The sequence below is a fragment of the Amazonocrinis nigriterrae CENA67 genome, assembly GCF_016056305.1.
GTDB lineage: Bacteria > Cyanobacteriota > Cyanobacteriia > Cyanobacteriales > Nostocaceae > Amazonocrinis > Amazonocrinis nigriterrae.
The window spans coordinates 17847-32546 of sequence record NZ_JAECZC010000014.1 but is presented as its reverse complement, the minus strand read 5'-3'; the positions used below and the strand labels follow the sequence as shown (position 1 = coordinate 32546).

The 14700-nt window shown below is 41.6% G+C and carries 11 protein-coding genes; 1 reads left to right on the top strand and 10 read right to left on the bottom strand.

What is annotated here, in order from left to right:
• Positions 1–307: 307 nt before the first annotated feature.
• Positions 308–1489 (top strand): low temperature requirement protein A, encoded by a 1182-nt coding sequence (locus I8748_RS10230; protein ID WP_198124476.1) that lies wholly within the window; start codon positions 308–310, stop codon positions 1487–1489.
• 172 nt (positions 1490–1661) lie between these two features.
• Here the strand turns inward: I8748_RS10230 and I8748_RS10225 are convergent, their stop codons facing one another.
• The 10 genes from I8748_RS10225 to I8748_RS10180 all read right to left on the bottom strand — a co-directional run bounded on the left by I8748_RS10225 (position 1662) and on the right by I8748_RS10180 (position 14449).
• Positions 1662–2030, bottom strand: a complete 369-nt coding sequence (locus I8748_RS10225; RefSeq protein ID WP_198124475.1) for a hypothetical protein — start codon at positions 2028–2030, stop codon at positions 1662–1664.
• A gap of 839 nt (positions 2031–2869) precedes the next feature.
• A complete protein-coding gene (locus I8748_RS10220) occupies positions 2870–5530 on the bottom strand; it encodes an MGH1-like glycoside hydrolase domain-containing protein (protein WP_198124474.1) in 2661 nt (886 codons plus the stop codon).
• A 423-nt stretch (positions 5531–5953) separates the two neighbouring features.
• Positions 5954–6727 (bottom strand): glucose 1-dehydrogenase, encoded by a 774-nt coding sequence (locus tag I8748_RS10215; protein ID WP_198124473.1) that lies wholly within the window; start codon positions 6725–6727, stop codon positions 5954–5956.
• Positions 6728–6820: 93 nt separating this feature from the next.
• Positions 6821–7630 (bottom strand): MIP/aquaporin family protein, encoded by an 810-nt coding sequence (locus I8748_RS10210; RefSeq protein ID WP_198124472.1) that lies wholly within the window; start codon positions 7628–7630, stop codon positions 6821–6823.
• A gap of 364 nt (positions 7631–7994) precedes the next feature.
• Positions 7995–8573: an NADPH-dependent FMN reductase gene (locus tag I8748_RS10205; protein WP_198124471.1), complete on the bottom strand. Its 579-nt coding sequence runs from the start codon at positions 8571–8573 to the stop codon at positions 7995–7997.
• Between the two features lie 123 nt (positions 8574–8696).
• Positions 8697–10217, bottom strand: coding sequence for a 4-alpha-glucanotransferase (gene malQ / locus I8748_RS10200; RefSeq protein WP_198124470.1), 1521 nt, complete (start codon positions 10215–10217; stop codon positions 8697–8699).
• Positions 10218–10381: 164 nt separating this feature from the next.
• A complete protein-coding gene (locus I8748_RS10195; RefSeq protein ID WP_198124469.1) occupies positions 10382–11929 on the bottom strand; it encodes an EthD domain-containing protein in 1548 nt (515 codons plus the stop codon).
• 178 nt (positions 11930–12107) lie between these two features.
• The gene (locus I8748_RS10190; RefSeq protein ID WP_198124468.1) at positions 12108–13301 is read right to left on the bottom strand and encodes an MFS transporter; all 1194 of its coding nucleotides are present in this window, start codon (positions 13299–13301) and stop codon (positions 12108–12110) included.
• A 112-nt stretch (positions 13302–13413) separates the two neighbouring features.
• Positions 13414–13575 carry a carbohydrate porin gene (locus I8748_RS10185; RefSeq protein WP_318781206.1) on the bottom strand — a complete coding sequence of 54 codons (162 nt, stop codon included), beginning with the start codon at positions 13573–13575 and terminating at the stop codon, positions 13414–13416.
• A 592-nt stretch (positions 13576–14167) separates the two neighbouring features.
• Positions 14168–14449, bottom strand: coding sequence for a catalase (locus I8748_RS10180; protein ID WP_198124466.1), 282 nt, complete (start codon positions 14447–14449; stop codon positions 14168–14170).
• Between the last annotated feature and the right edge of the window lie 251 nt (positions 14450–14700).

Below are 14700 nucleotides of genomic sequence, written 5' to 3'. Positions count from 1 at the left end.
AATTAACTAGTTATCAAAGATATAAGGAATAGAAATGAACAACATTACAAAAAGTAAAACTAAATCTGAAATACTGACTTAAATTCTTTGAAAGAATAATATTTCAGTAGCTCAAAAAGTTTTTTCCCCTGGAATGAACGCTTAGAAATATTGTTATCTGTAATACTTTTGCTCAAGTCAATCTTGAATTAGCAAAGCATGTATTGAGTATAATGACTTCAGAAATCTGCTGCTCCTGCTGCATTCATTACACAATGAAATATTGCATTTGATTTGATCCACTTTACTTTCACGAATTTTTACCAATATGACCAATTTTCTCGAACCACCAAGATTACGAGTTGGTGAAGATATCGAAGAAGAACGACGCACCACCTGGCTAGAACTTTTTTATGATTTGGTATTTGTGGTTGCAGTTTCTCAACTCGCCCACAATCTCAAAGAGGATATCTCACTATCTGGATTATTTGGCTTTGTAGTTCTATTCATACCGATTTGGTGGTCATGGATTGGAACCACACTCTATGCCAACCGCTTTGATAGTGATGATGTGGTACATCGGTTATTAATTGGTCTACAAATGCTGACAGCAGCAGCAATGGCTATCAACATCCACCACGGTTTGGCCGAGAGTTCTGCTGGTTTTGCCCTTTCCTATGCTCTTGGTCGTGCTGTACTCGTAATAGAGTATATTCGAGCTGGAATACATATCCCTTCAGCACGCCTTTTGACCACTCAATATGCCACTGGTTTTGCGATCGCAGCCTTTTTCTGGTTAATATCAGCAGCTGTACCGATTCCTTGGCGGTTCGGATTCTGGACATTGGGAATCATTATTGATTTTGTCACACCCCTAATAGGAAGTAAGTTTCAGATCGGGTTACTCCCCCACGCCTCCCACTTACCAGAACGGTTTGGGTTGTTTACCCTTATTGTCTTAGGCGAGGCAATCATTGCGGTAGTCAATGGTATGTCTCAACAGAAATGGGATGTTTTAACCGTGATTGCCGCAGTATTTGGTTTACTTATCGCTTTTAGCTGGTGGTGGGTTTATTTTGATAATCTGGGTGGCACACCAATTGAGATGGCGCGGACACATGGCAGAATCAGTGTTGTCAATCTCTGGCTATACACTCATTTACCGCTAGTGATTGGGATTGCTGCTGCTGGAGTCAGTGTAGAACAAATCTTGTTAAGTAAGCCAACCATAGCACTACCAGATTCCCAGCGATGGCTCATTTGTGGTTCAGTGGCATTATGTTCGCTATCTGTGAGTATTCTCCATAGATATGGGGTGCTACGCTATTGTAAAATCCGTTCCCAGTATCGACTTGTGAGTGCAGGAGTACTGCTAGCGATCGCTATCTTTGGTCAAGGTTTGTTACCTGTTGCAATCATCAGCCTTGTAGCTTTAGTTTCTGCGGCCCAGGTCGTTCAGGATTTGTATCAGAGTCGTCCCACTACCCGCTTAGTCGATCCAGAAATTTAGTGTAAAAAAGACTGGGGTAGCGTCACCCCCAAACCCGAATGGTACGCTCATTAAGCGTTTTAAAATTTTGGTGCGTTAGGACTAGTGTCCATAACGCACCCTACCAAATTAAAGTCGATATAGATTGTGTATCCTGTGTCCTACCTTCTTGTTAATTCCTCATTTCATCAATTCACAAATTATTTTTTCTTCCACTATTTGTGCAAAATTGATATACTTCCCCCATTTGTACCCATTGCTTGATGAGTACATATAAAATAGAACGTATCGTGACTCGTTTTTGAGTGCAAAGCAATTTAAATTGACGTTTTAAAGATTTCGGCACATATGCTTTGACATCTTCAAACTCCTGGTTCAACAAATCCATAGAAGAAAATTCACCCACAGGACTGTCTGTTTGTATCCAATGCCTGATTAAATTCTCCAACACCTCACTCATTTCCAACTCTTTCTGTACACAAAGAACCTTAAATTCCAGCTTTAAAGCTCTTGGTATCGATCCCTTGACAACTACAGTTTCCTCACTATGATTTTTCACCACACAAGTATATTTTCTCTGAAATTTACTATCGAAAAAACTGTTTTTATTAGTGCCTTCAATAAATATCTGGCAAGATTATTTCTTGTACTGCAAAACCTAATTGTTTAATTATTAGGTCATTTAGAAACAGTTACCTTGCAGAGCCAATTTTATGGATAATATCAACTAACTCATTATTTATGTTCTCCTTAGCTTTGTAATGAACTATGAAGCCAAACTCATGAAGTAACTCAATAGATACAGCTGTGATTGCCTACGGAGTTTACCAACAATCTCTTATTTCATATCTAGGTCTAGTGTACTGTCGTTCGTTTTTCTCTCCTATATACTGTAGATAGACTTAGGTTTCATCATAATGACCATATTTTTGATATCACTCATCTACTGTTAGGTTGAATTTGAGAAACAGGATTTTTGCAAAAATACCAATTTTATGTGACGTTGTGCTTTATTCACGTAGGAGTAATTCATCAATTGCTCCTAAGAGGGTGTAGTTTTGCGTCAGTCCTATAGGCCCATCTTCATACAGAATTGGTATAAGTCTAATTTATTTAGCCCCAGATTTGAAGTTGGATTTTTGAGCTGCAAAAAGTGCTTATTGAGCATATCTTGTCGTGATCAACACTCTTGACTTAGTTACATATATATAGTTAAGTTTTTGGAATATCTTGACAAGCTAAGAAAGAGAATTTAAGAATGAACTTAAAACTGCGCTAGTAGGGCAACAAAAACCTGCATAAACAGGGAAGGGGGTAGCTCAACTCCCCTCTCCTACGAGGAGAGGGGTAGGGGGAGAGGTTCTTACAGGATTACTGAATTGGTGTTCTAGAACCTCGAAATTAATCTGATAACACCTGTTCTGCACACTGCTGGATTAATTTGGCGATTACACCTGTCCAACCAGTTTGATGACTGGCACCAATACCAGCACCATTATCTCCGTGAAAGTATTCATTGAACAGAATTAAATCCCGCCAATTTGGGTCATTTTGGAATTTTTCCGTTCCCCCATAAAAAGGTCGTCTACCAGAAGCATCTGTCAGAAAAATATCGATCATCCTTTGAGCTAATTCTATGGCTACTTCTTTAAGTGTTAGCATTTGCCCAGAACCAGTGGGACACTCAACTTTGAAATCGTCGCCAAAGTAGCGATAGAACTTTTGCAGCGATTCTAGTAGTAGATAATTAATGGGAAACCAAATTGGCCCCCGCCAGTTGGAATTACCACCAAACATCCCTGTACTAGACTCGGCAGGTTCGTAATCTACCCGATACTCCTGACCATCCACCGTTAAAGTATAAGGGTGAGATGCATGAACTTTAGAAACAGAACGAATACCATAAGGGCTAAAAAACTCTGTTGCATCTAACATCTTTTCTAGGATGCGGCGGAGTTTATCTGGATAAGCGATCGCTAACAACCGCCGTTCACCAACACCTTGTTTCTGCATACAAGCGATATTTCGGGTCAAGTCAGGGCGATTTTGCAAAAACCATTGGGTTCGTTGCTTAAAGCCTGGGAACCGATCCAAGATTTCTGGTTCTAGGATGCTGACAGCACACAATGGAACTAACCCCACCAGCGATCGCACTTTCATCGGGCATTGTCGCCCATCTGGTAAATGTAGGGCATCATAGTAAAAGCCATCACCTTCATCCCAAAGCGCTATTTGGGCATCACCAACGCCGTTCATGGCATCAGCAATGTACAGGAAATGCTCGAAAAACTTGCTGGCGATGTCTTCATAGGTGGGATTGTCCTTGGCTAACTCGAAAGCGATCGTTAGCATGTTCAGACAATACATCGCCATCCAACTTGTACCATCTGCTTGTTGCAAGTATCCACCAGTTGGTAGTTCAACACTACGGTCAAACACACCAATATTATCCATACCCAAAAAGCCACCCTGAAAGATATTTTTGCCCTCGAAATCTTTCCGGTTAACCCACCAAGTAAAATTCAGTAGTAATTTCTGGAAAATACCTTCCAAAAACTTTTTATCTGCACGACCATACATTTTTTGCTCAAGCTGATAAACTTGCCATGCCGCCCAAGCATGAACCGGCGGATTCACATCGCCAAAAGCCCATTCATATGCTGGGAGTTGGCCGTTAGGATGCATATACCACTCCCGTGTCAAGCGACTCAGTTGCAACTTGGCAAAGTCCGGGTCAATCATCGCCAGCGGAATTACATGAAAAGCTAAATCCCAAGCTGCAAACCAAGGATATTCCCATTTGTCAGGCATGGAAAGTATATCCTCGTTAAATAGATGAACCCATTCATGATTTCTGCCATGAAGTCGTGATGCTGGCGGCGGCGGCCCAGCTGCATCGCCTTTGAGCCATTTGTCAGCTACATAGTAATAAAATTGTTTGCTCCACAACATCCCAGCAAAAGCTTGCCGCTGCACATTCCGCCTATCTTCTGACAACGGAAACGGACAGATTCGCTGATAAAATTCATCTGCTTCACGCTGGCGTTGTTGCCAAACTGTATCAAAATCAGTTCCAAATGGCACAGTTAAATTTTGTACGTCACTTAACCGCAACCTTACAGTTTTGGTTTCACCCGCACCGATTTGTAATTCATAACGAGCAGCAAACTTAGTACCAATACGATTGGGATTGACAGCGTTTTTATGCCCATTTACTACATAATTATTAATTCCATCTTTAACATATGCTGAAGCATTATTGACTCCAAATAATCTTTCATAATTAGTTTCATTTTCTGTAAATAGTAGTTCTGGAGTTTCATTGCAGTAGAGCCATCGAGTTTCTAAATCATGGTGATAAGCTTCGATGGTGCTGAAATTAGAATTAGATTCGCTAATTTTGAGCCAAGGTTTCTCTTGTTCATTTAAATTCCAAGACCAGGTGTTGCGAAACCAAAGCGTTGGTAGCAGATGTAGTGTTTTTGCTTCTGGGCCTCGGTTAGTGATACTAATCTCAATCAAAATATCTTCGGGTGCAGCCTTGGCATACTCAATAAACACATCAAAATAGCGGTCTTGGTCAAATATACCAGTATCGATTAATTCAAACTCCCGACTGTGGCGACCTCTGCGTTGATTTTCTTCTACTAGCTGGCTGTAGGGGAAAGCAGCTTGCGGATATTTATAAAGATATTTCATGTAGGAGTGAGTAGGAGTGTTATCCAGGTAGAAGTAATATTCTTTAACATCTTCCCCGTGATTTCCTTCATTCCCTGTCAGACCGAAAAGTCTCTCTTTGAGAATTGCATCCTCACCATTCCACAGAGCAATAGCAAAACACAATCGCTGATGATTATCGGAAATTCCAGCAATTCCATCCTCTCCCCAACGATAGGCGCGAGAACGGGCATGGTCGTGGGGGAAAAAGTCCCAGGCTGTACCATCAGCGCTATAGTCTTCTCGCACTGTTCCCCACTGCCGTTCGCTCAGATAGCAACCCCATCGTTTCCAGTAGGCTGTACGCTCTCGGTCTGCTGCCAATCTTGCTTCTTCTTGAGTCATAGCGATTTTGTGTTTTGAATTTTGGGAGTTAAAAAAGTTCTAATATCAAGTTCGGCTAATTACTTACGATATAGTCGGTTTGCCTGGTAATGGGTAATGGGTAATGGGTAATGGGTAATGGGTAAGATGTGATGACTAATAGTAAAATCCAATTCCCCTTCGGGTGACGCTCCTGCGTCGCTAACGCTGCGCTAACGCCAGTCGCTCATGGGGGACTCGGGGCCCCCACGACCGCTCGTGAGTGGGGATTGGGGGAGAACCCCCAAGACCGCGCTGGCTCACCAATTCCCAATTCCCGACCTCCACAGGTATCATAAGTGTTTAAACGGACATGATATGAATATTTGATTTTTATGTAAAGGCAATTGATGAATTGCCCCTACAAAATGTAGTTTAGACTAAGTTCTATAGGAGCAATAATACTTACTGCTCGTGATAGTTGCGGCTTAAACCCCCATCTACATAAAAGGTTGCGCCTGTGATGTAGTCGGCATCTGATGAAGCTAAAAAAGCAACTATCGGTGCAATATCCTCTGGCTTGCCTAAGCGACCCAAGGGAATGTTCTTCAACAGCGATCGCAATTTTTCAGGATCGTTTAATAGCTTACTATTGATTGGTGTTTCAATTGCTCCTGGAGCTACGTTGTTAATTGTGATGCCCAAAGGCCCCAGTTCAACTGCTAAATTACGCATCATCATCTTCACACCGCCCTTGCTGGCACAATAGGAAGTGAAGTGAGGAAATGCTATTTCCTCATGGGTAGAACTAATATTGATAATTTTGCCAGTTCGTTTGCTTTCAATGAGATGCTGTACTATCGCTTGAGTAGCAAAAAATGTGCCTTTGAGGTTAAGATTCAGCACTGCATCATAGTCTGCCTCAGTGATGTCCCAGAAGTCTGCATTTCTGCCGTCGATACCAGCATTGTTCACTAAAATATCTATTTTACCAAAGTGTTGAATACCCTGGTTTATCAGCTGGCGGATGTCGCTGATGACACTTAAGTCAGCTTTTACAATTAAACCTTTGTGTCCAGCAGCTTCCACTTTTGATAGAGTCTCTTCAGCTCCTTCCACATGAGAGCGATAGTCAATTACAACATCTGCACCTTCTTGAGCCAAACGCACGGCAATAGCTTGACCAATTCCACTGCTGCTGCCAGTTACTAAAGCTACTTTACCTTCAAGTTTACTCATTGTATTTACTCTTGATTTTGATATTTGTTTGAGTTTGAACTGAATCCTTACATGGAAATCAAGTAAGTTCTGTGAATAGGTGTAGGATTAAATCTAGTACTGCTTCTTCAGATGTGGCACTTTAACATTTTTGAAAATGCAAGGATAATGGTGAACATGAAAAAGTTTTCCTGTTAAAACTTCGCGTTCACCCATAGATATTAGTCGAAAAACTCCTACACCAATTAATGCCCCTAGTGGTGGTGCAATGCAATAAAGCCACTGGTCTTGCCAGAACCATGAGATGAAAGCAGGGCCAATACTGCGTGCCGTATTCAGACTAGTACCAGAAATTGGCGCTCCCAACCAGACCATAGTTGCCACAAGTAACCACACCATTAAAGGTGTCCAGCGTAATAGCCGACGATGACTTAAGAAGATAGATATCGATAATATTAACAGACAGGTCATGAAAACCTCAGCTAAAAATACATACCAAAGGGCGTAACTTTTGCTTGGTAAAGTCATGCAATTATTGACACTGAGAGCGTATTTACCCCACAAATTTGTCACCACAAATGTGCCCAGTATTGCCCCCAATAATTGCCCAATAATATACCCTATTAAGTCACGTTTATGCATCTTGCCTTGTAACCAAAAAGCCAGTGACACACAAGGGTTGAGGTGAGCGCCACTCAGTTTTCCCAATGGCGAAATGGTAAATAGTGCCCCACTACCAGCAAAGATCAGACCATTAATTAGTAAACGAGGACTTTCTGCGGGGATGAGATGCTCCATAGGCAAGCCCTTGCCAAAATTGAACGTGATGATGCTGAATCCAATTAAGAGATTGAATGCAGTTCCCAGGAGTTCTGCACCATATTCAGACCAATTGAGGGTTTTCCAATTTGTGAAAGTATTCATGAGTTTCTTTCTGCTGGGCTTTCAGCAATTAAGCAGCGCAGGCAAGTTGCTTTAATAGCATTTCCCATTCGTGAGAGGAAAATAAAACAGATTATTTGAATTGCATAATCAGGGTGGGCTGTCTAGCCCACCCGATGATACTTTTATCTATAGGACTTACGCATGGGAAACGAGAAATTAAGGGTTTGGGCTGGGCATGGGGTATGGGGCATGGGACAGAAAAAAATCCCCAATGCCCAATGCCCTATTCCCGAACTCAGCAAATAATCTCGCTGCGTAAGTCCTGATCTAACTGAGATTTGCAATCTTTAGGTTTATGAGCTTAATAGCCTGAGTGCATCCAGTTGAGAAGGTTGTGAAAAATTTAGTAGAGCTTCAGTAATATGTTTGCTACATTCTTACCTAGCTTCTCAATAGCTTCCTGCTTTTGGGGAGCTTTTAAGCTGCCATCGGCGTTGAAAGCTTCGTAAGCTTTGGGTACGGCTACCTGATGGGGAAGCACCAAAACTCCGAGACTTTCCAGGATATTCCGCAGGTGAGACAACCCCCGCAGACCACCAAGCCCGCCAGGTGAAGCACTCATAATTGCAGCAACCTTATCTGCAAAAGCAGCCAATGGGGGTTCATTGGGAGATGGACGGGATGCCCAGTCAATGGCATTCTTCAAAACTCCTGTGAGTGAACCATTATATTCAGGTGAAGCAATTAGCAATCCTTGGTGAGAAATCAGCAAGTCTTTGAAAGCCACAGCATTGGCAGGTAAACCTTCTTGAGCTTCCAAATCCTCATCAAAAAGAGGTAGAGGCAAATCCCGTAGGTCTAGATAAGTCACTTCTACTTCTGCGGCTTGAGCGCCACCCGCCGCAATTTTTACCAATTTTTTATTGTAAGAATCAATGCGAGTACTGCCAGCAAAGGCGAGGATTTTAAGTGTAGATGACATAGGTATTGGTATTACAGTTATCAGTGGATTATAGGGCTGCTGCCACGACAAAAGCGATCGCAACAGCTTTGTTTTCTGAACGCAGATATAGACAGAGAAATAGCCTTTATAGTTCAAGGCTGATTATACTTGCAAACTACTGTGAGTCAAAGCTCGTCCATAAGTTTCGGTCATGCTTTTGAGGCGATCGCGCAGTTGTTTGGTTAAAGCCGCAGATTCATAACGCCATCCCCAATTACCTAAATTTTGGCCGGGTAAATTCATCCGCGCAGAAGTATTCAATCCCAAAATATCTTGTAGAGGAATAATCGCTTGATTAGCTACAGAACTATATGCTAACCGAATTAAATCCCAGTGGATATCGGCAGGATTGGTACAACCTAAATAGTGAAAAACTGCTTTGGAATCTTGGTCTTGTAATTGATTAAACCAGCCTACTGTTGTGTCATTGTCGTGAGTGCCAGTATAAACCACACAGTTGCGGGGATAATTGAACGGTAAAAAAGGATTATCAGACCCCGAACCAAAAGCGAACTGTAAAACTTTCATCCCAGGAAATTCAAACTGGTCACGCAAAGCTTCCACATCTGGTGTGATTTCTCCCAAATCCTCGGCTATGATTGGCAGTTTGCCTAACTTTTGGTTGAGTAATTGAAAGAAAATCTCCCCAGGAGCTTGCATCCATTCACCATTAACAGCTGTTGTTTCGCCCTTTGAAACTGCCCAGAATGCTTGGAAGCCTCGAAAATGATCAATCCGAATCAAGTCTACATAATCAAGGATAGTTTGGAAGCGCTGTACCCACCAGTGAAAGTCCTCTTTCTGTAACTGCACCCAATCATAAACTGGGTTACCCCATAGTTGGCCAGTGGTACTAAAGTAGTCTGGTGGTGTTCCTGCCATCAATGCAGGTTCACCTGTTTGTTCATCAAGACAAAAGATTTGGGGATGAGACCAAACGTCAGCGCTATCGTGGGCAACGTAAATCGCAATATCTCCAATAATTTGGATGCCACGTTCATTGGCATAACGCTTTAAGTTTGACCATTGAGAGAAAAACTCAAACTGAAGATATTTATAGTAAGAAATCTCATGGCTTAATCGTTGTTGCCATTGCTGAATTGTATCTGGTTGACGTTTGGCCAGATTTGGTTCCCAAGTATTCCATTTGGCATCACCGTGAACATACTTGAGCGCCATAAATAGAGCATAGTCATCTAGCCAGTAAGCCCTAGTTTGACAAAACTGTTCAAATTCCTTGCACTGAATAGATGAAGCATAGGCTTTAAAATTCTTAAAAGCTTTTTGCAGCAAAGGCATCTTCGTTTGGATGACCCGCTCGAAATCTACTGTTGCAGTGCTATATTCTGGCAAATCAAAAAGGTCTTCTGGAGCTAGGAAACCCTTTTCTATCAATACTTCAGGACTCAGCAGCAATGGATTTCCTGCCATCGCTGAATAAGATGCATAGGGAGAATTATGATCTCCCGTAGGCCCTAATGGCAATATTTGCCAAAGCTGCTGTCCACTGTCTACCAGAAAGTCAACAAATTGATAAGCTTCCAACCCTAAGTCACCAATACCAAACCGACTGGGGAAAGAAGTGGGGTGTAGTAAAATACCGCTAGTTCTAGGAAAAGGCATAATCAAATACTGACCCTATACTCAAGCCAAACATATTTCCTGGGGCATTGGGGAATGGGGAATTGGGAATTGGGAATGGGGAATTGGGAAAAAATTTCTCCCCTGCACCCCTGCACCCCTGCACTCCTGCTCCTCTGCTCCCCTGCTCCCCTGCTCCCCCTTACTTAGGCAGTCTTGATTAACTTCAGCAGTTCACTGGGGGCAAAAACATCCCTGTAGAAAGTCAATTGTTCTGTTTTCAGATAGCAGGCGCCTCTGTGTCCACGGCGAATCCAGGTGACATTTCCCTTGGCGAGTGTTTCGTTGGTTTCATCATCCACACACTTCCATTCAAAGAAGACTACTTCACCATGAAACATGACAATTGGCCAGCACATCGTCACACCTGGTTGAGCAATTAATGCCCACCAATGCTGTTCGCGCTCTTTTTGTTGTTCCAAGCCTTGATAGGGGCCATCTTGACACAGATATACTAAATCGTCGCGATACTCACCAGTTAATATATCGCCTCGTCCCTGCCTCAAAGCCTCACAATGGGTAGGCCACCATTCTTTGTTTTCTTGTTCAATTTGTTCTAGGGTGTAATTAGGCCCAATTTCTGGCAAAGTCCTTTCTTTCATTGCCACAATTTTCTCAGCATCTTCGATGAGTTTCTTCGCTACATAAGAAGTTACGAGTCCAGGCCGAGAATAATCTGCGGATAAATCTTTGTAGTAGTTAGTTCGTTTATTAGACAATATGTTGGTCGTGTTATTGGTTTGATAACCATTCGAGTGACCATTTGAGTAGGAAACAAGTTTCTGTTCTAACATAAGACTAACTACGTCCTCCTTGAGTTGATTAGTTGCGCCAATATTTGCAATCAGTTCTGCTACTGTGGAACTCCGCTGACCTGCGAGAGTCATATTGCCGTCGTAAACAAAAGTGTAAGCAGTTCGTTCGGGAAATGGTAAAAGCCGCTGGACATATCTCGCTTGGTCTTTAACAGCGATCGCATATTCTTTGGAAGCAAAGAATGTTTCCATTTCCAAAGGATTAGCAAAAGCTATTTCAAAAGCAGCTTGATATTGTTTTTCTGGGGATTCATAATGAGAAACTCCGGCCGCGTCCGGGCGAGAGTTATCTACTTCCTCAAACAAATGTAGGCGGAATTTGAGAACAGAATCACTTTGAATAACAGCTGGTGCAAAGCTATTGGTAAGATATCGGCGAAAATCTTCCACACTCACGGCATCAGATTTTTTCACCATGACGTGAAACTTAATTACACCTAATTTCCCGTTGGGGTCTCCTGTGGGGATGCCATCAATATAAGTTCGAGAATTACCAAAACTAGTGTTGTAACCAATGGCTTTACTGAATACATTATGTTCGTCATCCATCAGGATAGCAGCAGATTTAAACCAGAGATCGCGATCGGTTGCCGTTTCAAAGGTTAATTCGGCAATACCATTAAATTGATCTGCTTCTGGACAAGTGTATTCAATGCCGTTAATGGTTGGCCATAGACCACCTTCATTTGCAGCTACATGAAACTGCCAGTATTGATGCTGGCCTGGTAGTCTAGCACAGACTGGCCCGTGAACATCTCTCCAATAGTCATCAAAAAGTTCTAAAGAAATTCCTTTACGTTTCCATAAGAGAACGTAGAAAGATACTTTACCTTTTTGATCGCGGACTGCATAATCGAATTTTCTAATTGTTGCTAACATTACTGCTTTCCTTTGCTACATCTACTGTCTTGATTGAGGCACAATCTGATATTCGCTAACTTTGATTTTCCTTGAGGACATCGAAACAATTAGCTAATTTAATCAAGCCCTCTAAAGACAAAAATCTAATGGATAAAGTTGTTTGATAATGCCAGTTTTCCTGAATAGCCTTAATTTCTTACATACATGTGCAACGCCTAAACACTAAAAGAGTGGCGAGTGAAAAGCAGGCAGCCACGAAAAAAACACTATTAATTCCCCAAATGCCAAAAGCTATTCCCATTAATAGTGGCCCTAAAGTTTGCCCAAATCCTAAAAAGGTTCCATTTATCGACATAATTGCAGCTAGATATTCTTTGGGCGCCATCTCTGCCAAGAGAGTTTGAATACTGGGGAAGCCTATACCAAGACCTAGTCCAAAAATCGTCGTAGAAATTAATAGCAGCCAAATACTGTGAATAAAAGGAATTATTGCTAGAGCTATAGCAAAGATGACAAATGATGCTCTAATCAAAGTTTTGCTGGAGAACTTTCTGGTTAATCTGCCCAATTGTAGTGATGTGACTGTAATTGTAGCAGACATACTTGAGATCATAATGCCAATGGTGAAAGCAGATGCATTGAAAGAATTTTTCATCACAATTGGCAAATAGGTGATGAAGGCTCCATAGAGCAGCATGAATGTTGCAACTGTGCTGAAGAAAATTCCAAAAAATTGTTTGTTTCTGACGCTTCCCCATGCATTTTTGAGGTACTCAATAAAATTCTGCTGGCTTTTTGGTTCAGGATTTTTGAGTGAAAACAAAACAAGCAATCCTATGGGTATAGCCAATATGGGAAGCATAAAGGGATAATTCCATCCCATGACTGCAATTGCTCCCCCAATAGTTGGATAAGTTGTTGTACCTACACTACCGACACTGGCGTTGTAACCCATAGCAGCGGTGCGTTCTTTACCTGAATATAGATCGCCAATCAGTGTCACATTCAGAGAATTTAAGGAAGCTGCACCCATGCCCTCAATGAAACGTAATATCAGTAACAGGTTAAAATCGCGAACAAACCCACATGCTACTCCGGCAATTCCAAATAATATCAGTGAGGGAACGAGTATTTTTTTTCTACCTAATCGGTCTGCCAAGACACCGAGAATAGGAGTTAGTAAAATAGTAGGAAAGGTGAATACTGTCACCAGTAATCCAACATCTTGAGGTGGTACATTTAATTCTTGGGCTAGCTTGGGGAAAGTTGGAGTCACACTAGAAACCCCCAGTATACCTATCAAAGTAATACAGAAAATAATCAGAAGGTTTTTATCAAGATAGACTGGATTACGGTTCTTACCCTGACTGATATGTTCAATTGAATCCATATTAAGCTTCCTTTTATGAATTGGATGGATAATAAGTTGCGGGCGATGAAGCTAGCTGATGCTGATTTTGTGGGTTGGATTGTGAGGATTGACTAATATATGAATACAGGTTTTAGAAGGAAAAGACAGTTCGCACAGTACCAGTAAAAATAGTGCCGTTACTGCTCTGGTTACCAGGGTCGATGATTACCTGTACCAATGGCGTAACCCTGATGTTGTCGCTAATTGGCATGTTATAAAACGCTTCACGACTGGTAAGTTGTAAAATACTCAACTAACTTTGGATAGTACTACTATCTGTCCCTAGTATTTGACCAACCTAAAATTACCGATTGTGTTGGCAAGCCCTTGAGGTTGGGGAGAATAGAATTTTTTTGTAGCTTAGTCTGTAGCGTAATACCTTTGGGTTAAGCTTTTTTATCTTTCTCTGCTTACCTTGTATACCTCAATAGATAAATTCACTTAAACCCAAGTATTACTCTCATTCCACAGAAAATTTAACCAAGAAGAACATAACTCAGGATATAAAAAACTCATAGCTATAAACTCCAAAATCTAAAATTCAATGACAAGCTCCTAGCTTCAGACATAGGGTCAATCTAAAATCGAAAGTCGAATGTGAGTTCGATGAGTGATTATATGACCTCTCCCCAGTCACTTTTCTACAACGAGAGAAGAGTAAAACCCTTGTTGTTGCGTTGCCCCTCCCTCGCCCTTTAGGAGGTTTGTCAAACTCACATTGAATAAATCAGTCAGATTTTAGAGAGTTAGTATTTTAATTTCAGTTAAGAGACCGAGCGGTTTAGCAACTGCTTTTTGATTGGGTGAATCGACTTTTGCAAAGTGTGTAAGCTATCGCTCAATGATCAAGTGCGGTACACCTTGCATAGCTGCGGCAAGACTGGCAGGAATCTCAAAAGATTACCTACTTGGGTATAATTGGTGGTAGTGACAGTCCCATAAGCACCAGAGCTTTTGGCGTTTACAACTCTTTGTGGAATAAACTCTTGATGAGAGTGCGCTACCTTTTCATTCAAATAAAAGTCTTGCATTAATAACGGGCCGCGTGCGCCAGCACCCAACAAGTTTTGGTTATCGCTAACTGGAATGCCAGCATCCGTTGTCAGGACTTCTTTTTCTTTATTCATTGTTTAATTGCCGCTTTCGCTAATGGATTTTTTTGCCCTAGTGTTTACAGTTTGTGGTGATCACCATCATCAAATTGAGGGTTATTCGTGTATTTGCACAGGCAAAGCGCAAGGCGCTTTTTTCCTTAAACACAAATGCTAGCGGTTGGAATCCAGTTTCTTTGTGAGGGTCATTCCAGAAAGGTTGATTGCTGGAATACCCATAGTTACAGCAATAATGTATGCTAAGTTATAGTTTCATTACTACTACT

Bases quoted from the DNA above. Each gene is read 5' to 3' on its own strand.
- I8748_RS10180 (WP_198124466.1), bottom strand. From the start codon at position 14,449: ATGAATAAAGAAAAAGAAGTCCTGACAACGGATGCTGGCATTCCAGTT.
- malQ (WP_198124470.1), bottom strand. From the start codon at position 10,217: ATGCCTTTTCCTAGAACTAGCGGTATTTTACTACACCCCACTTCTTTC.
- I8748_RS10220 (WP_198124474.1), bottom strand. From the start codon at position 5,530: ATGACTCAAGAAGAAGCAAGATTGGCAGCAGACCGAGAGCGTACAGCC.
- I8748_RS10205 (WP_198124471.1), bottom strand. From the start codon at position 8,573: ATGTCATCTACACTTAAAATCCTCGCCTTTGCTGGCAGTACTCGCATT.
- I8748_RS10190 (WP_198124468.1), bottom strand. From the start codon at position 13,301: ATGGATTCAATTGAACATATCAGTCAGGGTAAGAACCGTAATCCAGTC.
- I8748_RS10230 (WP_198124476.1), top strand. From the start codon at position 308: ATGACCAATTTTCTCGAACCACCAAGATTACGAGTTGGTGAAGATATC.
- I8748_RS10210 (WP_198124472.1), bottom strand. From the start codon at position 7,630: ATGAATACTTTCACAAATTGGAAAACCCTCAATTGGTCTGAATATGGT.
- I8748_RS10195 (WP_198124469.1), bottom strand. From the start codon at position 11,929: ATGTTAGCAACAATTAGAAAATTCGATTATGCAGTCCGCGATCAAAAA.
- I8748_RS10215 (WP_198124473.1), bottom strand. From the start codon at position 6,727: ATGAGTAAACTTGAAGGTAAAGTAGCTTTAGTAACTGGCAGCAGCAGT.